General features: G+C 26.2%; 22 protein-coding genes. 13 read left to right on the top strand and 9 right to left on the bottom strand.

The genetic code is table 11. The features are described from left to right. Position 1: 1 nt before the first annotated feature. Positions 2-337: a PadR family transcriptional regulator gene (locus tag M4I33_RS13955; protein ID WP_257917383.1), complete on the bottom strand. Its 336-nt coding sequence runs from the start codon at positions 335-337 to the stop codon at positions 2-4. Positions 338-502: 165 nt separating this feature from the next. Between M4I33_RS13955 and M4I33_RS13950 the strand changes: the two genes are divergently transcribed. The 3 genes from M4I33_RS13950 to M4I33_RS13940 all read left to right on the top strand — a co-directional run bounded on the left by M4I33_RS13950 (position 503) and on the right by M4I33_RS13940 (position 5,671). Then, a complete protein-coding gene (locus tag M4I33_RS13950) occupies positions 503-2,812 on the top strand; it encodes a glycoside hydrolase (protein WP_257917382.1) in 2,310 nt (769 codons plus the stop codon). Between the two features lie 100 nt (positions 2,813-2,912). Beyond that, positions 2,913-3,467, top strand: a complete 555-nt coding sequence (locus tag M4I33_RS13945) for a sugar O-acetyltransferase (RefSeq protein WP_257917381.1) — start codon at positions 2,913-2,915, stop codon at positions 3,465-3,467. Positions 3,468-3,784: 317 nt separating this feature from the next. Beyond that, positions 3,785-5,671 carry an endonuclease MutS2 gene (locus tag M4I33_RS13940; RefSeq protein ID WP_257917380.1) on the top strand — a complete coding sequence of 629 codons (1,887 nt, stop codon included), beginning with the start codon at positions 3,785-3,787 and terminating at the stop codon, positions 5,669-5,671. Positions 5,672-5,683: 12 nt separating this feature from the next. Here M4I33_RS13940 and M4I33_RS13935 read toward each other — a convergent pair whose 3' ends face one another. Next, entirely contained in the window at positions 5,684-5,908 is a 225-nt protein-coding gene (locus M4I33_RS13935; protein ID WP_257917379.1) for a DUF3955 domain-containing protein, read from the bottom strand. Between the two features lie 416 nt (positions 5,909-6,324). Between M4I33_RS13935 and M4I33_RS13930 the strand changes: the two genes are divergently transcribed. Further along, positions 6,325-7,113: a sulfite exporter TauE/SafE family protein gene (locus M4I33_RS13930; RefSeq protein ID WP_257917378.1), complete on the top strand. Its 789-nt coding sequence runs from the start codon at positions 6,325-6,327 to the stop codon at positions 7,111-7,113. A gap of 17 nt (positions 7,114-7,130) precedes the next feature. After that, positions 7,131-7,763 (top strand): DUF1847 domain-containing protein, encoded by a 633-nt coding sequence (locus M4I33_RS13925; protein WP_257917377.1) that lies wholly within the window; start codon positions 7,131-7,133, stop codon positions 7,761-7,763. Between the two features lie 29 nt (positions 7,764-7,792). Here M4I33_RS13925 and M4I33_RS13920 read toward each other — a convergent pair whose 3' ends face one another. The 3 genes from M4I33_RS13920 to M4I33_RS13910 all read right to left on the bottom strand — a co-directional run bounded on the left by M4I33_RS13920 (position 7,793) and on the right by M4I33_RS13910 (position 9,003). After that, positions 7,793-8,449: an FBP domain-containing protein gene (locus tag M4I33_RS13920; RefSeq protein WP_257917376.1), complete on the bottom strand. Its 657-nt coding sequence runs from the start codon at positions 8,447-8,449 to the stop codon at positions 7,793-7,795. Positions 8,450-8,535: 86 nt separating this feature from the next. Then, positions 8,536-8,814 carry a CD3324 family protein gene (locus M4I33_RS13915; protein ID WP_257917375.1) on the bottom strand — a complete coding sequence of 93 codons (279 nt, stop codon included), beginning with the start codon at positions 8,812-8,814 and terminating at the stop codon, positions 8,536-8,538. Positions 8,815-8,877: 63 nt separating this feature from the next. After that, positions 8,878-9,003 (bottom strand): hypothetical protein, encoded by a 126-nt coding sequence (locus M4I33_RS13910; protein ID WP_257917374.1) that lies wholly within the window; start codon positions 9,001-9,003, stop codon positions 8,878-8,880. A gap of 125 nt (positions 9,004-9,128) precedes the next feature. On the opposite strand from M4I33_RS13910, the gene M4I33_RS13905 reads away from it, so the two are divergent. Beyond that, positions 9,129-9,992 (top strand): HAD family hydrolase, encoded by an 864-nt coding sequence (locus tag M4I33_RS13905; protein ID WP_257917373.1) that lies wholly within the window; start codon positions 9,129-9,131, stop codon positions 9,990-9,992. Between the two features lie 28 nt (positions 9,993-10,020). On the opposite strand, the gene M4I33_RS13900 is transcribed toward M4I33_RS13905, so the two are convergent. Beyond that, positions 10,021-10,545, bottom strand: a complete 525-nt coding sequence (locus M4I33_RS13900; protein WP_257917372.1) for a ferritin-like domain-containing protein — start codon at positions 10,543-10,545, stop codon at positions 10,021-10,023. A 138-nt stretch (positions 10,546-10,683) separates the two neighbouring features. On the opposite strand from M4I33_RS13900, the gene M4I33_RS13895 reads away from it, so the two are divergent. The 3 genes from M4I33_RS13895 (at position 10,684) to M4I33_RS13885 (ending at position 12,889) form a co-directional block, all read left to right on the top strand. Beyond that, positions 10,684-11,217 carry a GNAT family N-acetyltransferase gene (locus M4I33_RS13895; RefSeq protein WP_257917371.1) on the top strand — a complete coding sequence of 178 codons (534 nt, stop codon included), beginning with the start codon at positions 10,684-10,686 and terminating at the stop codon, positions 11,215-11,217. 80 nt (positions 11,218-11,297) lie between these two features. After that, positions 11,298-12,041 (top strand): hypothetical protein, encoded by a 744-nt coding sequence (locus tag M4I33_RS13890; protein WP_257917370.1) that lies wholly within the window; start codon positions 11,298-11,300, stop codon positions 12,039-12,041. 17 nt (positions 12,042-12,058) lie between these two features. Beyond that, positions 12,059-12,889: a DUF4037 domain-containing protein gene (locus tag M4I33_RS13885; protein WP_257917369.1), complete on the top strand. Its 831-nt coding sequence runs from the start codon at positions 12,059-12,061 to the stop codon at positions 12,887-12,889. 11 nt (positions 12,890-12,900) lie between these two features. Here M4I33_RS13885 and M4I33_RS13880 read toward each other — a convergent pair whose 3' ends face one another. Further along, positions 12,901-13,359 (bottom strand): GNAT family N-acetyltransferase, encoded by a 459-nt coding sequence (locus M4I33_RS13880; protein ID WP_257917368.1) that lies wholly within the window; start codon positions 13,357-13,359, stop codon positions 12,901-12,903. A 249-nt stretch (positions 13,360-13,608) separates the two neighbouring features. Between M4I33_RS13880 and M4I33_RS13875 the strand changes: the two genes are divergently transcribed. Then, the gene (locus tag M4I33_RS13875) at positions 13,609-14,448 is read left to right on the top strand and encodes a hypothetical protein (protein ID WP_257917367.1); all 840 of its coding nucleotides are present in this window, start codon (positions 13,609-13,611) and stop codon (positions 14,446-14,448) included. A 28-nt stretch (positions 14,449-14,476) separates the two neighbouring features. Here M4I33_RS13875 and M4I33_RS13870 read toward each other — a convergent pair whose 3' ends face one another. Together M4I33_RS13870 and M4I33_RS13865 are read right to left on the bottom strand one after the other, a co-directional pair. Next, complete coding sequence (locus tag M4I33_RS13870) at positions 14,477-15,187, bottom strand: DUF554 domain-containing protein (RefSeq protein ID WP_257917366.1); 711 nt, start codon at positions 15,185-15,187, stop codon at positions 14,477-14,479. A gap of 166 nt (positions 15,188-15,353) precedes the next feature. Continuing rightward, positions 15,354-16,679: a DUF4317 domain-containing protein gene (locus M4I33_RS13865; RefSeq protein ID WP_257917365.1), complete on the bottom strand. Its 1,326-nt coding sequence runs from the start codon at positions 16,677-16,679 to the stop codon at positions 15,354-15,356. 198 nt (positions 16,680-16,877) lie between these two features. On the opposite strand from M4I33_RS13865, the gene M4I33_RS13860 reads away from it, so the two are divergent. The 3 genes from M4I33_RS13860 (at position 16,878) to M4I33_RS13850 (ending at position 21,102) form a co-directional block, all read left to right on the top strand. Then, the gene (locus M4I33_RS13860; protein ID WP_257917364.1) at positions 16,878-18,179 is read left to right on the top strand and encodes an FtsX-like permease family protein; all 1,302 of its coding nucleotides are present in this window, start codon (positions 16,878-16,880) and stop codon (positions 18,177-18,179) included. Positions 18,180-18,194: 15 nt separating this feature from the next. Further along, positions 18,195-18,944, top strand: coding sequence for an ABC transporter ATP-binding protein (locus M4I33_RS13855; protein WP_257917363.1), 750 nt, complete (start codon positions 18,195-18,197; stop codon positions 18,942-18,944). 250 nt (positions 18,945-19,194) lie between these two features. Continuing rightward, positions 19,195-21,102, top strand: a complete 1,908-nt coding sequence (locus M4I33_RS13850) for a PRD domain-containing protein (RefSeq protein ID WP_257917361.1) — start codon at positions 19,195-19,197, stop codon at positions 21,100-21,102. The last annotated feature ends 1 nt before the right edge of the window (position 21,103 follow it).

Raw genomic sequence — 21,103 nt, 5'->3', positions numbered from 1 at the left:
TTTAGCTTCCCCCTAGAAATTTATCGATTATTATCTTTAAAACATTCCATTCTTTTGAGTTTTCTTTTAGTGTATTAAGACCATCTTTTGTAATTTTATAATATCTTCGTCTACCGCCATTAGTTTTAGAGTTATCATTCCAATACCCTTTTAGTAAACCTCGTTTTTCAAGTCTCTTTAATGAGACGTAAAGTGTAGCTTCTTTAATTTCAAACTGGTCGTTTGAAATTTCTTTTATTTTCTTTAGAATTAAGTAGCCATACATATCTTCAGGTTTTAAAGTTGATAAAACTATTGAATCTATGTACCCCTTAAGGACTTCTTTATCAAATTCCAAAGTATACACCCCTTTCTTTTATTAAGTACTTTATATTATTAAGTACAATTACATTTTATAATTAAGTACTTAATATAGTCAAGTAATATTTTCCAAATAATATAAAAAAAGTAATTAGGCTATGTAACATTCGTGTAACAAAGAGGAATTAATATATAACTCGAGGTGGTCGAATTGAAAAAAATAATATCGCTAGTATTAATTGCAATTACAAGTGCATGTGTGTTTGCAGGTTGTGCAAAAAGCGAAGATAAAAAGATAGAAAATAACTATTCTAAAGTGGATGACAAGAATTTTAGTTACTCCGTAGACCCTGAAACTTTTAGCATAAAAGTAAATGTAGATGGTTCAACTTATAGTGCATCTAACCCCTTGGAAAAAACTGAGGTAGAAAACTATAAAAAAGATGGCGATAAGATTTCATGGTCCTATCCTAAAAAGAATATTGATGTTGATTTAGAGAAAAAAGATAATTATTTAGATGTAAAAATTAAATCTAACACTAAAAAAGAAAATAGTTTTACTTTTCCAAAAGTAAGTGGTGATTCATACATGCTACCTATAGGCGAAGGTAAGAATATACCAAAAGATGATAAAACATTTAAGGATTATTTTAAAGAAAACGAATTAAATACTTTAGAGAACTTTTCAATGCAATTTTTTGCAGTTAATAAGGATAAATATTCTTTATTATATATAATTGAAAATCCATATAATAATAAACTTATAGCAAATACAAAGGGAGATCTTAATTTCGATTTTAATCACGAATACCCTACTATAAATGAAGATAAAGAATATGGATTTAGAATATATGTTACTGATAAAAATCCAGTTAGCGTAGCTAAAACATATAAAAATTATATTATCGAAAAAGGCGAATTTAAAACTTTAAGTGAGAAGGCTAAAAAAAATAAAAACATAGAAAAGCTTTATGGTGCTCCTTTTGTTTACTTTTGGGATAAAAATGTAATCTCTAAAGAAAACATTGTTTGGAGTAAGTTAAACAAAGATATGCCAAAAGAACTTAAAGATTGGATAAAAAATTTATTAAAGACAAAAGTGCCAGATAGCAGTGATATATCCTCAGCTTTTGATGAACTTGGCAAAGCGGATTATGTAGATAAGTATACTAAAAATAGAATAGTTACAGGTATTTCAGATGTTCTAATGCTTAAAGAATTCTATAATAAAGATATATTTAAAAACTTAGACGATCAAAGCAAAACTTATTTAGAAAAAGGTATAGATAAATTAAACCCTGTAGAAATAATAGATCTAAATAAAAGACTATTAAAAGGTGAACTAGGTGATTGCGTAGATCCAGTTGATAAGTGGAATAACTCAAACACAGTTGATGTTATAGATGATATGAAAAAGTCTGGAATTAACAATATGTGGATTGGATTTGATGATTGGCAAACTGGATTTGATAATCCAAACTTCGTAAAAGAAGCAAATTACTTAGGATATTTAGTAGGAACTTATGACTCATATCACTCTATCCATAAGCCAGGAGAAGAAGAGTGGAATACAGCAAAATTTAGTGATAAAACTTTATATGACAATGCAACAGTTACAGATAAAAATGGTAAAAAGATAGAAGGATTCCAAGGAACAGGAAGAAAACTAAATCCAACTCTTGCAATGCCTAGTGTTAAAGAAAGAGTATCTTCTATTATGAATACAGGATTATTATTTAATTCATGGTTCTTAGATACAGATGCAACTGGTGAAGTTTATGATGATTATTCAAAAAATCATATAACAACACAAAAGCAAGATATAAAAGCAAGACTTCAAAGAATGGAGTATTTAGAAAATGATTGGAATATGGTAGTAGGTTCTGAAGGTGGAAATGATTTTGCAAGTAAAACATTAGCTTTTGCACACGGCATAGATACACCTTCATTTAATTGGATGGACCCTGATATGAAATCTAATAAAGAAAGTAAATATTACTTTGGAAAATATTATTCTAATACAGGAGGCGTTCCAGAGTTATTTAAAAAACCAGTTCCTCTAAAAGATAAATATAGAACTTTATTTTTAGATGAAAAGTATACTATTCCTCTTTATAAATTAGTTTATAACGATTCAGTTATAACTACTTACTGGTGGGGAAATGGAACTTTAAAGTTTAAAGATGATGTAAAAAATAGAATGCTTTCTGAGATTTTATTTAATGTACCACCTTTATATCATATAGATAAAAATGAGTGGGAGTCAAATAAAGATACTATAGTTAACCACACAAAGGTTTGGTCAGATTTTAGTAAAAAGGTAATAAACAAAGAAATGACAAATTACAAAGTTTTAACTGATAATAGAGAAGTTCAGATGACAGAGTATGGAAATGATATTAAAGTTATAGCTAACTTCTCAAATAAAGATGTTAATGTTTCAGGTGATAGCATAAAAGCTAAATCACTTTTAATTATAGATGGTAATAATAAAACCATATATACCCCTTAAACTAGAAAAGAAGCAATAAATTTATTGCTTCTTTATTCTTTTGGTAAAGTTTACATGATATAATATTTAAGATAATAATTAAGGGGTAAGGAGAGATTTTATGAGAACAGAAAAAGAAAAAATGTTAAATTCAGAGTATTATTTTGCAGGAGATTCAGAATTATCATTAGAAAGAGAAAAGGCTAGAAGGTTAACTAGAGAATATAATAATACTAGTGAGAAGGAAAAAGAAAAAAGAAGTGAGATTTTAAAAGAGTTATTAGGTCATAGCGGAAAAGATATATTTATAGAACCTACGTTTAAATGTGATTATGGTAGCAATATTTCAGTTGGAGATAATTTTTATGCAAACTTTGATTGCGTAATATTAGATGTTTGTAAGGTTACAATTGGAGATAACTGCCTACTTGCACCAGGAGTTCATATATACACAGCTACACATCCTTTAGACGCTAAAGAAAGGGTGAGTGGGCTTGAGTTTGGAAAGCCTGTAACTATAGGTGATAATGTTTGGATTGGAGGAAGATCTATTATTAATCCTGGAGTGAATATTGGAAACAATTCCATAATAGCCTCAGGGTCTGTAGTTACTAAAGATGTAGAAGATAATGTAGTAGTTGGTGGAAATCCAGCAAAAGTTATTAAAAGATTATAATTTACTCTTTTAAAATATTGTAAATTATAATATAATATGATAAAAGATAGATTTCAAAAAGAGAGGTAATTTTGTGAGTGTATAGTATCTAAAATGATAATTTTTATTAATTTTATAAAATTTTAAGGTTTAAATACCTTTTATTTTGATGGAATTAATTATTATTTAAGATACGAGTCCACGAAACTACACCTATTGGGAGAAGTCCCTTTATTTTGTTTATTTAGCTGTGGAGTATCCACAGCTTTTTTTATTTAAAATCGAAATCTATTTTTTAGTTTCGTTTGGCTCAAAGAGGAAAGCAAGGAAGGGTAAAAATGAATAAAGAAACATTAAACAAATTACATTATTATGAGTTAAAAGAAATAGTAAAAGGATATTGTGTAAGTGGTTTAGGGAAAGAATTAGTAGAGAAAATCAAACCTAGTTCAGATTTGAAAGTTGTAGATAGAAGGCTTGAAGAGACTGAGGAAGGAAGAGCGTTAATTGATGCATCTTATTATATTCCTTTTGATGGAATCTTTAATATAAAACCTCTTTTAGAAAAAATGGAAAAGGGGTCATCTTTAGATATAGAAGATTTAGTAATGATATCTAACTTCTTAAGAGGCTCTAGAAAAATTAAAAATTTTATGAAAGATAAAGAAGGTTATGCTAAAACTCTAAGTTTATATGCAGATAATATAACGGAGCTTTCTTATATAGAAGAGGAAATTAATAACACAATAATCGGAAATAGTATTAGTTCTAACGCATCTAAAGAATTAAAAAAAATAAGAAGACACAAAGATATATGTGAGGGGAAAATAAAAGAAAGACTAGAAAAGTTTTTAAAAAGCCCAAATAATAAAGAAGCTATAGGAGAATTTTTTATAAGTTTAAGAAATGGAAGATATACTGTTCCTATAAAGGCTGCTTATAAAAATAAAGTCGATGGAACTATAATTGAAACTTCATCAAAAGGAGGCTCTGTATTTATAGAACCAAAGGTTATCTCTAAATATACTAGCGAATTTGAAGTTTTAAAAGTAGAAGAAGCTATGGAAGAATACAAGATTCTAGCTAAATTAACTGAAATAATTTATGAAAGAGTAAAAGAACTTAAAATAAATATTGAAGTTATAGCAGAGTATGATATGATTTTCGCTAAAGCTAAGTTTAGTAAAGAGATAAACGGAATAAAACCTAAATTAAATAAAGATGGATTTATAAAAATAGTTAAAGGAAGATACCCTTTAATTAAAAATTCAGTTCCTTTAGATTTTGAAATAGGCGATAATTATAAGAGTCTTATAATTACAGGGCCAAACGCTGGGGGGAAAACAGTAGTTTTAAAAACTATTGGAATACTAACTTTAGCTACATTATCAGGATTTCATATTGGAGCTTCTAAAAATACAGAAATTTCAGTTTTTGATAATGTATTTGTAGATATTGGAGATAATCAAAGTATTGAAAATGCTTTAAGTACATTTTCTTCTCACGTTAGTAATTTATCTAAAATTATAAAAGAAACAAATAAAAATACATTATTACTATTTGATGAAATAGGAAGTGGAACTGAACCAAATGAAGGTGCATCTTTAGCTATAGCTATTTTAGAAGATTTATACTTAAAAGGGGCAACTACAGTTGCAACTACCCACTATGGAGAAATAAAAAATTATTCGAGTTTGCATCCTCATTTTGAAAATGCAGCTATGGAATTTCAAAAAGATACTTTAGATCCATTATATAAATTAAAGATTGGAGTATCAGGTGATAGTAACGCTTTATATATTTCTAAAAAGGTGGGAATATCTGATTCTATAATAGAAAAAACAAAAAAATATATAAAAACTAAAGAATACGAGATAAACTTAATTAGCATAGAAAAGCCAAAAAATAAAGTTATAGAAAGAGAAAGAAATAATATAGATGACTTTAATATAGGAGATAAAGTTTTACTTTTAGATAAAAACGAAAGCGGTATTGTTTTTAAAGAAAGGGATAACTTAAATAATGTTATAGTGTTTTTTAAAGAAGAATATTTAAAGGTTAACTATAGTAGGTTAAAACTACAAATTAAAGCTTCAGATTTATATCCGAAAGATTATGATTTTAATCAATTATTTGTAAGATTCGAAGAAAGAAAGCTAGAAAAAGATATCTTAAGAGGTTCAAAAAAAGCTTTAAAGAAAATAAGAAAAGAACATTTAAAGTAAATTTTAAAAGTGCTAATTTATATTAGCACTTTTTTTAAATCTTTTTCTTAGAAAGGTAGGCGCCTTAAAAAGGGTTATAATTATTCCTATAAAAATAAATAAATAACCTAAAGGTATCATAAAGAAATATGGTTCAACTAAAAATCCTTCAGAATTAACATATGTATCTGAAGTAATATTAACTAAAAAACAAAGTAAACCTAAAATATAAGGTGAAAGATAAATTAATTTTTTCATTTGTATCACTCCTTTTATAAAAACATAATATCATTAAATTTCATAAAAAACAATATAAATTTATCGAAAAACAATAAAATTAGATTGAAATCAAATTCGTTAATAAGAATTATATGAATATATATATATTTCTATAAAGATAACTTATATGGGATTATATTTTTACAAATTTTAAAAAATAAAGGTAACGAATCGAAAATTTATAACTTAATCTCTGAATTTTTGACTATATTTATAAACATTAACAAAAAAAACTTGTAAATGTTTACTTATAACAAAAACTTATAGGTTGAATAAAAAAATGTTATTATTAATATTTTTTGGTAAATGATAGAATTAAAATGTAATATGTTTGTTAAAAAAATAACTTGGCCAAGGAATAATAGTATTACTAATTTGAAAATTAGAGGTGTTCTATGAGTGTTATTTATTTTTTTGTGTGTTTAATATCATGTATAGTTGGAGCTATAAGTGGTATAGGTGGGGGCGTTATTATAAAGCCAGTATTAGATTCACTAGGAACATTAAATGTTTCTGTAATTAGTTTTTTATCAGGGTGTACTGTTTTAGCAATGACAAGTATGACTTTATTTAGAAGTAGAAATTCTAATATAAAGATTGATAAAAGAAAAGGTACTCTTCTTGCAGTTGGAGGAGCGATTGGTGGAATAATAGGTAAATTAATATTTGATTACATAAAAACAGCATCCGGCGAGGAAGCTGTAGTTGGAGCTTCACAATCTATGCTTCTTGCAATCGTTACCATAGGAGTTTTGATATTTACTTTAAATAAAAGCAAATTTAAAACATATAGCGTTGAAAATAGTATTGTATGTTTGATAATTGGTTTTTTATTAGGGTCAACTTCTGCATTTATGGGGATTGGAGGAGGTCCAATTAACTTAGCTATACTATTCTTATTTTTTGCAATGGATAGTAAGACTGCAGCTTTAAACTCTATATATATTATTTTCTTTTCACAACTTACAAGTTTATTATTTACAGTATTTAGAGGAAAGGTTCCAGACTTTGATCCTTCTGTTTGTTTATTTATGTTAGCAGGTGGTATTTTAGGAGGAACTATAGGACCTATGATATCTAAAAAATTATCTTTAAAGGGAGTGGACAAGGTATATACAACACTTGTAATAGTTGTAATACTGATTAGTCTATATAACTTTGTAGGATATGTCGGAAAAATATAAGAAAGAAGGTAACTATTATGACAATATGTGCAAAATGTCCAACAAGAGGATGTACTACTAAAGAAGAAAATAAAATGCCAAAGAAACTTTGTCCAAGCAGAGATTTAGAACTTCAAGAGGAAGCAAGAGAGCTTTATGTTTCAGAAGATTTAAAAATCGAAAGGGAAGCGACATTAGTTGAAGGTGAAGGAAATTGTAACTGGACTCGTGTTCGAGAAATAGTTGTTTTTGCAAAAAAGATGGGTTATAAAAAAGTAGGTGTAGCATTTTGTATGGGATTACACGATGAGTCGAAAATGTTTGTTAAAATATTAGAACATCATGGTCTTGAAGTAGTTTCTATAGGCTGTAAAAATGGTGCTAATTTAAAAGGGTATATAGGTATAAAGCAAGAAGAAAAAGAAACTTACGTTAAAAATGATATAATGTGTAACCCTATAGCACAGGCATTATATTTAAATAAAAATGAAGTTGATTTAAATATATTACTCGGGTTATGCGTAGGACATGACACATTATTTATAAAACATGCAAAGGCGCCAATAACAGTATTTGCTGTAAAGGACCGTGTACTTTGCAATAATCCTTTAGGGGCAATTTATGGTGCTGAAGGTTATTATAAAAAGAAATTATTTGATGAAGAATTTTAAAAAAATGCTAGAGGTAAAAACTCTAGCATTTATTTTATATTATTTACTTTTTTAAGTAAACCTTCTAATTTGTCAGTTGATGTTATTCTATCATTACATTTTTCGCTGTCTAAGCATATATAAAATCCTATAGATTTATAAGCATCTAAGCTTTTACTTGAAGTTTTACATATAGGTGAAACAAAGGCAACTTCGTCTTTTTTACCTATATGATTACAAAGTGTACAAACGTTAGTATTATTAGATGTAGAATCAGATAGCCTACAAGACATTCCAAGTAATGAACCGTTATAATCATAAGCTATAAGTAGTTTTCTTATTGATGGATCTATAAAACCTAAGTAAACTAAAGTTTTATCTTCTGATAGGTCAGGTAATTTTAACTTTTTCTCTTTTTTAAAGAGTTTAGTTAAAGTTTTTGAACTTGGAATTTTCATACCGTAAACGTAAGATCTAACTTCCTTTAAATATCCTTCAATTTGTAGAGGATCTTCTATTTTTGTAATATCTAGAATTTTTCTTTCTTCTTCATTTAAAGAATCAAATTTAGCATATATTTTGTTTCCTATATACGCTTTTGTACTTTCTACTATTTTTTTATCAGTACAATTTCTAAATGCATTATTTAAATCATATAAGCATTTAGCTACAAAGTTATATTCGTATTTTTTAATAAAAGGACTCATAAATTTCACTCCCTTAATTCATATCCTTAGAAAAAGAATATCATTATAAAAATTAAGATTCAATCTAATAAATAGTTATGAAATGTTTATGAGCAAAGTTTACTTTCTTCAGTTATGATTCTTCTTATACTTTTATCAGATAAAAAATATTCTTTAGCTAAATCATTAATCTTAGAACCTCTTTTATACTTTTTATAAATTTCTATATTTCTGTATTTTAATTCTTTTTTAATACCGCTCTTTTCACCCCAAGATTTTATATTATCATCTTTTCTTGGGATATATAGGCACTCACCGTCTATATATTTTTGAATTATTTCAACAACTTCCTTCGGTAACACATCTAATGCTTTTATATATTTCATAAAATCTACTCCTTGCTAAACTAAAATTAAATTAAGCAAAAGAGTACTTAAAAACAATGTGCTTTAGAAGCCTTTGTTTTGTAAGCTAACTAAAAACTTAGGCTCCATACAAAGCGTAGCTTCGCTTTTAAGTAGTCCTTGCAAGGAGCTAAGTGATTTATAGCTGAATGTATTTTTAAATACCTTCATAAAAAACACCTCCGATTATAAAATTAATTATAACATATTATACTAAAAATTTTTTAAAGGTTTGACTTAGAGTGCACTCTAAGTGATAAGATAAAAGTGAAAAAAAGAATTAGGGTGGGATGAAAATGAAGAGAAAAATTATATTTTTTGATGCTGATGGGACTATAGTAAAGGGACACTTTATGTCAGATAAGACAAAAGAAGCATTTAAAAAATTAAGAGAAAATGGGCATATACTAGTTTTAAGCACAGGTAGGGCGCTACCTTCTATCTATGGGGTTTTAAAAGAGATGGAATTTGAAAATATTATATGTTCAGCTGGCGGCTGTGTAGTTGTTAATAATGAAATAGTATATAAAAAGCCGATGAAAGAAGAAAGCAAAAGAGAATTAGTAGAGTATTTTAATAAAAATAATATAGTCTATAATATGGAAGCAAATGATAGTATTTATATAAATAAAGGACATAAAGAAAAATATATGAGATTATTTGAACTTCCAGATAAACATAAAGTTTCAAAAGAAGAATATGATGTTCTTTTAAAGCATAGGGAAACTATAGATAAAGGAACAACTGAAATAGAAAATATAGATAAAATAGAAATAAATAAATTACATTACTATGGGGCTGACGTTTTATATGATGGTGAATGTTTAGTAGATAATGAAAAGATAAAAAGAGATTTAGGAGATAAATATAAATGTATTTCTTTATCTTTAAGTAAAAAGTTTAGCGGCGGAGAAATATCTGAAAAGGATGTTTCAAAAAAGGTAGGAATGGAAGTTATCTTAGGCTATTTTGATGTAGACTTTGAAGACGTGTTTGCAATTGGTGATGATTATAACGATATTGAAATGCTAGAGTTTTCTAAAAACAGCATAGCTATGGGACAAGCGCCAGAAGAAGTTAAAAAATATGCTACATTTATAACTTCTGATCTAGATAATGATGGATTTTATAACGCAATGAAACATTTTAAATTAATTTAAAAGAAGCCTCCTAAAAAGGGGGCTTCTTTTATTTAGATAAAGGACCATATTTATCTTTATCTAAAAAGGTTAAGCAAAAGGTAAGCTCTTCTATATGTTCTCTTTCATCGTTTGTTATCTCATTTATAAGAGCTATTAAGAAGTCATCGCTAATATTGGATATGAAAAATTCATAAAGTGAAATAGCTTCAAGTTCTCCTTTAATAGCTTCTCTTAAATAGTCTAATAAATTAGAATCTTTTATTTTGCTAGAAGAAACATCTGAATATTTTTTTTTGTCTTTAGAATTTAAGGTAATATGATCTTTAATCTTATACTTGTACTCATCTAACTTTTTATCATATTTTCTAAGTGCATTTAAAAATAAACCATAATGTCTTTTTTCGTCTTCCATTATATGATGAAATATTTCTTTTATTTCTTTATTATTTGTAAGTTTTATAAAATGGCTATAATCATTTATAGCAACTATCTCAGCTATCATACCTTCCCTTAAAAAGTTAACTTTGTCTATTAAGATGCCTTGGGGCTGTCTATTAGTAGTGTAACTCATAAATCCTCCAAAATACTTTTTGTATATTATATTTAATTTGAGAAATTCTGTTAATAAACAATTAAAGAATAGAAATTTGATTGACTTTAAGAGTGAGAAAAGATACAATTATTTCTAAAAATAAAAGGGGGTAAAATTATGTATTATGGAGAAAAAGTTTTATTAAGGGGCTACAAAGAAGAAGATATAGAAAAGGCTTATGAGTTTGTTAACGACTTCGAAGTTAAAAGACTACTTGACCCAAATACACCTTTTCCAATCACCAAATGGGAAGAAGAATCTTGGATTAAATCTTCTAAAAATAAAGAAGGTTTAGTTTATGATTTTGCAATTGAAGATATAGTTACAGGTCAGTATATAGGCGGAGTTAGTATAAATTCTTGTAGCATAAAAAATAGAAATTGCGTAATTGGAATAATGATAGGAGATAAAAAGTTTTGGGGAAAAGGATATGGAACTGATGCTTTAAAGGTTTTAATAAAATTTATATTTGAAGAATGTAATTTAGAAAAAATTAAACTTGCGGCATATAGCTTTAACAATAGAGCTATAAGATGTTATAAATCTTTAGGATTTAAAGAAGAAGGTATTTTGAAAAAGGAAATCTATAGAGAAGGAAAATATTACGATGAGATATTGATGGCTCTATTTAAAGAAGATTATAAAAATTAATTAAAATTAAGCTTTAGGATTATATTCTTAAAGCTTAATTTTAGTTAGTTATATTAATAAAATAAAAAGGAAGAAAGCTTATGAAAAAGACGATATTAGATTTTAAAGATAAAATACTTAAGTTACCTTTAAAAGATAAGTACACTAAAGAAGATCTTTTAATAGAAGATTTTTTAATAGATGAAAAAGGTAATATAAAAGTTTATTATGCACCTCATAATGAATATATAAATAAAAAGGCTAAAGTTATTATAGTTGGAATAACACCTGGGTTTAATCAAATGAATAATGCATTTGTAGAGGCTAGATACGATTTAAATGAAAATTTAGATTTAGAAGAAATTAAATATAGATGCAAAGAAAAAGGAAGATTTAGTGGTCCTTTAAGAAAGAATACTATATCTATGTTAGATACGATAAGCTTAAATAAAGCTTTAAATATTGATTCTTGCAGTGAGTTATTTTTAGATAAGGACTACCTTATTCACACAACGGCTTTAGTATCTTATCCTGTATTTATTAAAGATAAAAATTATACAGGTCATACTCCAAGCTTAATAAAGAGCGAATTTTTAATGAAGTATGTATACGATATCTTTATAGAGGAGATAAAAAGCATAGAAGAATTTGATAAAGCTATAATAATACCCCTTGGGAAAGCTGTTTTAGAAGTTTTAATTAAGTTAAGTGAAGAAGGATATATAAAAGAGGAACAAATTTTAAAAGGATTCCCTCACCCATCAGGTGCAAACGTTAATAGGGTAAATGAATTAAATAAAAATAAAGATGATATGACAAAGTTTATATTAAATAAATTTAAATAATGAAAAGGGGAAAATATATGAGAGATTATTTTAAAGAATTAATTGAGGATTTAAAATCTTTAGAAGAAGTAGAACTTATAATGCTTGGAGGTTCGAAAGCATTAAATAAAGAGGACGCGCTATCAGATTATGATGTATATGTTTATTATAGTGATTATATAGAGGTAGAAGCGAGAAGAGAAATACTTAAAAAATATTTTAAGTACGTAGAAGTATCTAATAAATTTTTTGAAGAAGAGGATGATGGAATTTTAATAAATGGAAAGGAAGTTGAACTTATCTATAGAGATTTAAATTTTCTAGAAGATAATTTTATAGATACATTTGAAAAGTTTGAATCTTCATTTGGTTATTCAACTTGTATGGTTCATAACATTTTAACTTCAAAGGTTCTTTATGATAAGAATGATATAATAAAAGGCTACAGAGAAAAATATAATTTTTATCCTAAAGAATTAAAAGAAAGTATAGTTTTAAATAATATAAAACTTTTAGATAATCAAATGCCGTCTCTTTCTTATCAAATTATTAAGGCTATAAAAAGAGGGGATATAATTTCTATAAATCATAGGATAACTGAGTATTTAGCAATTTATTTTGATATTTTATTTTCGTTAAATGAAGAGTTTCATCCTGGAGAAAAGAGACTTTTACCTTGGATTGAAAAGTTTAAAATAAAGCCAGAAAATTCTAAAGAATTAATAACTAATTTATTAAACGCTCAAAACCTTAGTAAAGAAGATGGGATTAAAACTGTAAAAGAGTTATCAAATGGTATGAACGATTTAGTAAAAAGTATTTATAAAGATTTTGAAAAATCAAATTACAGTAAAGAAAAGGGTGAATAAAGAAAAGGTATTTAAAATACCTTTTCTTTATGTCTATAAATCATATCGATATGAGGAATATTATCTTCTAAATAAATTTCTGATACCTCTTTAAAACCTAAGCTTTTATAAAAATTTATTAAATATGCTTGTGCTTGGATTTTTATAGTGTTTTCATTAAGTTCTTCTGTAATAAATTTTATTGCCCTTGTCATCATATCTCTAGAAATCCCGCCTTTTCTATAAGCTTCTTTTACTATAACCCTTCCTATAGAAACTTCATCATAAGATATGCCCCTTTCTAATATTCTAAGGTAAGCTATTATTTTATCATCATCTTTTAAAAATAAATGATAAGAATTTAAATCCTTAAAATCACAATCTTGGTATGGACATTCTTGTTCTACTATAAATACTTCATTTCTTAAAGAGAGTATATTATAGACCTCTAAAGCACTTAAATTTTCAAAGTTTTTTAATTCCCATTTCATTTGCATAACCTCCAAAATTATAAAATTTAATAGGATTAAACAAAAAGCACCGAATCTCATTCCTCCTTATTTAATAAGGCCCTAGTGGAATAAGATTCAGTGCTTATCTAAAGTTCTTACCCGGGGATAAGAACAAGCATCCTATTATTATATTGATTAAATAATATCATTTGACTAATAAAAATGCAATAGCTTGTATAAATTTTATAAAGTATAATTAAATTATAGTAAAAATTTAGGGGGCATTTTATGAAAAAAATTATAGCAGGGGTATTAATTTTAATTGTAATATTTATTACTTTTATTAATTTAAAAGAGAAGGGGAATGGCTTAAGAGAGGATGATTTAGATATTTTTAAGAAAGATTTTAAAGTTATAAAAACATTAAATGTGAATAATTATTCTAAAAAGAAAGTTAAAGATAAAGAAGCATTCACAGAACTTGAAATAATGTATTTTTATCCAAAAGAAATAAAAGATAAGCTAAAAGATAATATAGAAGATATCACTTTTGATAATGAAAATATAAAAGTAGAGAAGATAGATACTTTAAAGAAGGTAGAAACAGAAAAATATATTTTATCTTCTATATCTATAAGTTTAAATTTGTTAAGTGAAGATTTAGTATCTGAGAATATTAATATAGCTTTAAAAGATGGAGGAAGTATAGATTTAAACTTTGGAAAATTAGTTAACAAAGATTTAGATTTAAGTAACCTTGAAGAAGGAGATTCAAAAAATATCGATATAGAAAATTCTATAGTTATATCAAAAGATGATCTATCGAATTTTAAAGTTCATAATTTAAATAAAGATAATATTACTATTAATAATCTAATTTTAGATAAGGAATACTTTAATTTAAAAAGTGATTTTAAAAGAGAAAATATAAAAGGTAATTCAGAAGGAAGAAGTTATAAGCTTGATATTTCTCCTAAGGATAAAGGGTATATTAATTTTTATTATAATATTTTAGTTTCTTATAATTATAAAAATAAAGATTATTTTTATCGATCACCTATAGGAACTAAGGAAGGTTTATATTTTAATGATATAGATGATAAAGTATTAGAAAGTTTAAAGCTTTAATAAAAAACGTATCTTTTTGATACGTTTTTTATATTAGTCCAAAAAGTCCAAGCAATATAGGAAGAAATACTGAAGGGAGCATATTAGAGACTTTAATTTTAGAAATTCCAAGCATATCAAAGCTAAGACCTATTATTAAAAGACTACCTATTGCAGTCATAGAAGTAATAACAGCTTGGCTTAAAAGAGAAGATAAAAATGATGCACATAAAGTGATAGTTCCTTGGTAGATAAAAACTGCTATAGAAGAAAAAATAACACCTATCCCAAGGGTTGCAGAAAATATAATAGCAGAAATACCGTCTAAAACAGATTTTGCTAAAAGTGTATCATAATCTTTTAAAAGGCCACTTTCTAAAGAACCTACTATAGCCATAGCACCAACACAAAATAAAAGACTCGATGAAACAAAGGCTTTAGAAATAGAAAATTTAGAAGTTTCTAAAGAAGATGAAATTTTAGTTTTAGAAGAGACTTTTAATTCTATAAAATTTCCAAGAGATTTTAATCTTTTATCAATATCTATATATTCTCCAATCAAAGACCCAACTGCAATGCAGATTATAGTAATTAAAGTATTCTCTCCCTTTAGTGCACCGCTAACACCTATATAAAAAACGCAAAGTGCAATTCCTTTCATTATAGTATCACTTATTTTATTTGATATTCCTCCTTTAATAAATAAGCCGACTAAGCTACCTAAAATAATCGCTAATGTATTTATTATAGTTCCCAGCATAAAAATCTCCTCCTTTAAGTATACAAAAATAAATATATTAAGGAAAATTATAACATATAAACAAAAATTACTCATTATATTTGTAATTTTAATAATTATAAAGGATTTAATTCATTTAAAAAATAATAAAGCAAACTCTAGTTTTAGAGTTTGCTTTAATTATGTTTTATATTAAGTCTTCTATATCATTTACTTTAGCTTGTTCGTTTTCGTTTATTGGGATAACTAAGCACTTTTTACCATCTATTATTTGTGATTTTATTTCGCTAACCTTTTCAGGTTTAACTTTTAAAACAACATCAAAAGCTTCATCAGGGTTTAAATTATCCTCTACTTTAGAACCATCTTCTGTTTGATCTATATTAGAAGAATCTAGGGTGTTTTCTTCCTCTTTTTCAAGCTTTATAGAAGCTTCTTCTTTAACTTGTTCAATTTTTTCTTGAAGCCTTACAACTTCTTTTATAAGATGTTCTTCTTTTTTCCTCTGCTCATTTTCTTTTAATGTTTTTTTATCTATTAAGTTTTCGGCTAAAGGAATTTGGTCTTTGAAATTTTCATCAAATGATTTTTCGATTTTTTTAGTGATAGCTTCTGGAACACCGCTTTCAGTTAAAAGATTTTGCATCTCTTCTTTTGAAAGAGATAAAGGTTCGCTATCTGTGTCACCGTAAATTGAATCATGTTCTTCAATCATATTACTTAAGTTTTCTTGAACTTCCATAAAAATTTTGTTTGCAGCTTTTTCATCAGCTACGTAAGAATCTTTAATTATAGATTGAAATGCTTCTTTTTGAATAGTTGCAGTTTGTTTTATTTCACAACCAAGAGAGTTTTCCATAAGCTCTGGGTGAGTATTTTTAGCATTTTTAGTGTAATACATAACTGAATTTACATCAGAGCTACGGTTTATAAATGCTGGGAAAACAAATCCGTTTTGAGGAGCTTCTACAACCCAATCACGGATTCTAGCCCCTATTGTATTTTCTTCTTCATAATATCTAAGTCCTGGTTCTGATAAAGAAACAGGACAAACAGCACATAAAATATATTCGTATATTTCTTCTGATTCATCTATATTTAAATTATCAGATGTTTTAGTTATAACATCATATGCATCGTGAAAAAGTATAATTAAGAAGTTTCCAGTATAATCATAATTATCTATAATCGACTTATAAAAATCATTAAGTAAATTATCATCTTTTAAAGCACTAGTTTTAAGTTGCATAAGAGAGACTTGTCTATCATTTACTAAGTCTTCAGAAGCTTTAAAGTTTAATTCTAATAAATTATTTGAAATAGTACCTGATATAACTTTTTTAGCTATATCTAAATATTTAAAATACTCGTCCTCGTCTAGATTTAGAAAACTTTCTCTGAAATTTAAAATCATATTTTTCTCTGAATTTACATAACAACCGCACATTTTAGTAAAAGTACAGTTTTCCTTTTTTAAGTGTTTTCTTAATTCAAGTATATCTTTTTTTCTCATACAAACCCCTCGATCGAATTTAATTTTAGGCGTAATTTATTTATTACCATTATTAAGTATAGTATTTTTTTTATATTAATTAAAGTGTTCTAAATTATTTCTTACATAAATGAAAGATAAATGTAATGAAAGTAAATATGTGTTTTAAAGTCTTTAACCTATAATTTTTATATAGTAATTTTTATCAGGAGGTTAAAGATGGAATTAGCAATTAGAAATATCAAAAGAAATAAATTAGATTACATAATTTATTTAGGGGCAATATCCCTTGCAATAAGTAATCTATATTTCTTTTGTTCGATAATTTTTGGAAAAACAGTTAGTGGATTTATAGATGAATTTGATGGGGTTAATGGAATATTTTACGGTTCAGGATTACTTATCCTTTTAGTTATTTCTATATTTATATGGTATTCAAATAAATTTTTTATAAGAAAAAGGCAAAAGGAAATAGGGATTTATTCATTAGTTGGGATGGATAATAGCAAAATATCAAATATGATATTTGGAGAAATGATGTTTATTGGATTGATAGCTATGGGGCTTGGGTCTGTTTTAGGGTTATTATTTTCATCAGGGTTTACAAAAATATATTTTAATATGCTTAATATAAAAAATACAACGAGTATAGGCGGATTTGATTTAAAAGCTTTAATTATAGCAAATATATTATTTTTTATATTTTATACTATAGTATCTTTAAACAGTTCAAGTATTATAGATAAATTTAAATTAATTGATTTATTTAATGCTGATAATAAAAGGGAAAAAGAGTTTAAAAAGCCGATTATAAAAGGTCTTTCAGCTGTGACAATAATAGTTATAGGGTATTTAAGTTTTCCATTTTCAATAGGAACATTAGGACTTAGTATTGTTATTACATTATTTTTAGTAGTTAAAGGTACATATAAATTATGTAATACATTGGTTATAGATAAGATAAATTTAAGAAAAGAGAAAACAGGTTATAGAGATGGAGAGGATTTAATAGTTAGTTCTAATCTTTTATTTAAAATTAGAAGTAATTCAAGAAGTATTGCAACAACATCTGTATTAATAGCATCTAGTATGACAGCACTTGGCGTATGTTTAACTTTGTATTTTGGAGATGAATCTGGAGTTTCAAATAATGTTATTACTACTATATTATTTGTTGGGATTTGCATATCTTTAGTTTTTACTATATGTACTATATCAATTATGCTCTTTAATTTTATAAGAGAAGCTTATGATGATAAAAGTAGATATGAGATGTTAAGTAAGATTGGATTTTCAAAAGAAAATATAAAAAGCATAATAACAAAACAATTAAAGGTAAATTACTTACTTCCATTTTGTATAGGGGGAGTGCATAGCTTAGTTGCTTTAAGCATTACTATACTAGGACTTAGAGGGAGATTTATAACAGTAATAGGCGGAATGTATTTAGGGTATTTTATAGTTTACTTTATATATTTCTTAATAACAAGATTTATATATATAAGAATAATTTTTAAGTAAAAGAGGTAAAAATATATGAAAGATATTTTAAAGATAAATAATTTAGGAAAAACATATGGGAGCGGAAATAACAAAGTTTTAGCTTTAAAAAATATAGACTTAACTATAAAAGAAAAAGAATTTGTAGCAGTTATGGGGCCTTCAGGTTCAGGAAAAAGTACATTACTTAATGTAATTTCAACTATAGATAGGCCAAGTTCTGGTGAAGTATATATAGATGGAAGCAATATAAATAAAATATCAGATAAAAAGCTTGCAGCTTTTAGACGAGATAAATTAGGATTTATATTTCAAAGCTTTAATCTTTTAGATACTTTAACAGTTGAGGAAAATATAGCACTTCCTTTAACGATATCTAAAAATATAAATAAAAGTGAAATAAAACAAAGGGCTGCAAATATTTCTAACAGGCTTGGAATAAGAGAAATACTTCACAAGTATCCTTATGAAATATCAGGAGGACAAAAGCAAAGGACAGCAGCTTGCCGCGCAATTATAGGAAATCCATCTCTTATTTTAGCGGACGAGCCTACTGGTGCTTTAGATTCAAAGTCAGCTGAAAATTTATTAGATACTTTAAATTTTCTAAATGAAAAAGAAGATGCAACAATAATGATGGTAACTCATGATCCTTTAGCTGCAAGTTATTCAAAAAGGGTAATCTTTATTAAAGATGGGAATTTAGCGTATGAAATCGAAAGAAAAGGAAGTAAAGAAGAATTTTTAAAAAAGATTCTTGAAGTTATAGCTTATATGAACGTTTAAAATTAAATGAAAATATCTAAAAAGAAGCATATTTGTGTATGCTTCTTTTAATTATATTCAAAAGTAATAAATACTTATAAAAAACAGTCTTTTTTAAGAAATAGAGTTAATAATTTCAATAAAAATTATATTAGTATAGATTTGAATCTTTAAATAGGAAAAGAGATATTTAAGTTCCTAAGTGTTAGGAAAAATGTTTCTAAGCTTTAATTAAAGAAAAGGTGTTAAATTTAACTTAGGAGGGGAAGATATGTTAAATAGTCGCCAAGCTAATATAATTGATATATTAAATGACAATAATGATTGGATTACAGGAAAGGAATTATCAAAAATTTTAACAGTCTCTGATAGAACTATAAGACTTGATATATCAAGTATAAATAATTACTATAACTGTGTTTTGATTCAATCTAATAAAAGGTTTGGGTATAAAATTAATAAAGAGTTGTTAAACAAGCAAGATATAGAGATAAAAGGGGTGATACCTCAAAACTCTAAAGAGAGATGTGTATATGTAATTCAAAAACTTTTATTTAAAAGTCAAGAAATCAATTTAATATCACTTCAAGAGCAGGTTTTTGTAAGCGGTTACTCTATAGATAATGATATTAAAAAAATAAGAAAAATAATAAGTAAATATCCAAACCTTTCCCTTGTAAGGTCTAAAAACCATATAAGACTTGAAGGAAATGAAGGAGATAAAAGAAGATTATATAAACATCTTTTAACAAAAGAGATTAGAGGTAATTTTATAAACTTAAACTCTATAGCAGACCTTTGGAATAACTTTGACTTTTTAGAAGTTAAAGATATTTTAGAAGAAATTTTAGAAAAATATAATTATAAAATTAGAGAAATGATTTTTCCGATGATTATGATTCATGCAGGAGTAGCTATAGAGAGAATATTTGATCATAACTATTTAAAATATTTAAATGATTCAGAAAAGTTAAAAGAAAGCGTTGAATATAAAATTTCAAGGGAGTTTTTTAATGAAGTAAGTAAAAGAATCAATATTGAACTAGTAGATGCAGAGATAAATAGGTTTGCCCTTTTACTTATGGGTAAAAAAAGTAGTCAATTTAGAAAAGATATTCTAAAAGAAGAATTAAATGAAGATGTAGATGCCTTAACAGAAGAAGTTATTTTAGAAATAAAAGAGCATTATGATATAGATTTTAGATATGATTCTGATTTAAGGGTTGGATTATCTATGCATCTTCAAGCTTTATTAGAGAGACAAAAAAATAATATAAACGTAACTAATGCGTATATTCAAGATATTAAAAGAAAATATCCTTTAGTTTTTGAAATGGCAGTAAGTGCTGGAGAAGTAATTCAAAAGGGAATTGGAGAAAAGATAAATGAAAATGAATTATCTTTTATTGCATTACATTTAGGGGCAGCTTATGAAAGAGTAAATATTATCAAAAAGCATAAAGGCGTTATTATAATTCCTTATAACAAAATGCTATCTAAGATGTGCATTGAAAAAATCAATAATAGATTTAGCGATAGGATGGAAATAGTAGCAGTTCATAACTTTTTTGAAGAGAGCAAAATTTTAGAAGATGAGGCTGATTTAATAATAACTACAGCTAAGCTTAAGCATACTTTAGATATACAAACTGTAAATATATCTCTCTTTGTAAATTATGAAGATGAAAGTAAGATATTTCAAACTTTAAACAATTTAGATAAGAAAAATAGTCAAGGAGACTTTGTAGAACTTATAAATAATCTTATGAGAAAAGATTTATTTTACAGAAAAAATAGTATGGAAAGTGCAAAGGAAGTAATTGAATTTTTATCAGATGAATTAATAAAAAAAGGTTTAGTAGATGAAAATTATAAAGAAGATGTATTAAAGCGTGAAGAAATATCTTCAACATCATTTATATATGGCTTTGCTGTTCCTCACTCTATTGAAGTTACAGCTAAGGAATCTTGCATTTCTACTATGATTTTAGATAACCCTGTTAAATGGGGAGAGTATGATGTAAAACTTATAGTTTTAGTTGCAATTAGAGAAACTGGGACAAGCCTTTTAAAAACATTTTTTGATTGGTTAAGTAGCGTAGTTTTAGATAAAAATAAATTTTCAAAACTTCTAGAAGTAAAGAGTTTTGAAGAACTAATGAAAGAGATAATTTCTTAGG

Source organism: Clostridium sp. LY3-2 (assembly GCF_024705715.1).
Taxonomy (GTDB): domain Bacteria; phylum Bacillota; class Clostridia; order Clostridiales; family Clostridiaceae; genus Clostridium.
The sequence above is the reverse complement of the archived record's forward strand: the minus strand, read 5'-3'. Positions and strand labels throughout refer to the sequence as shown.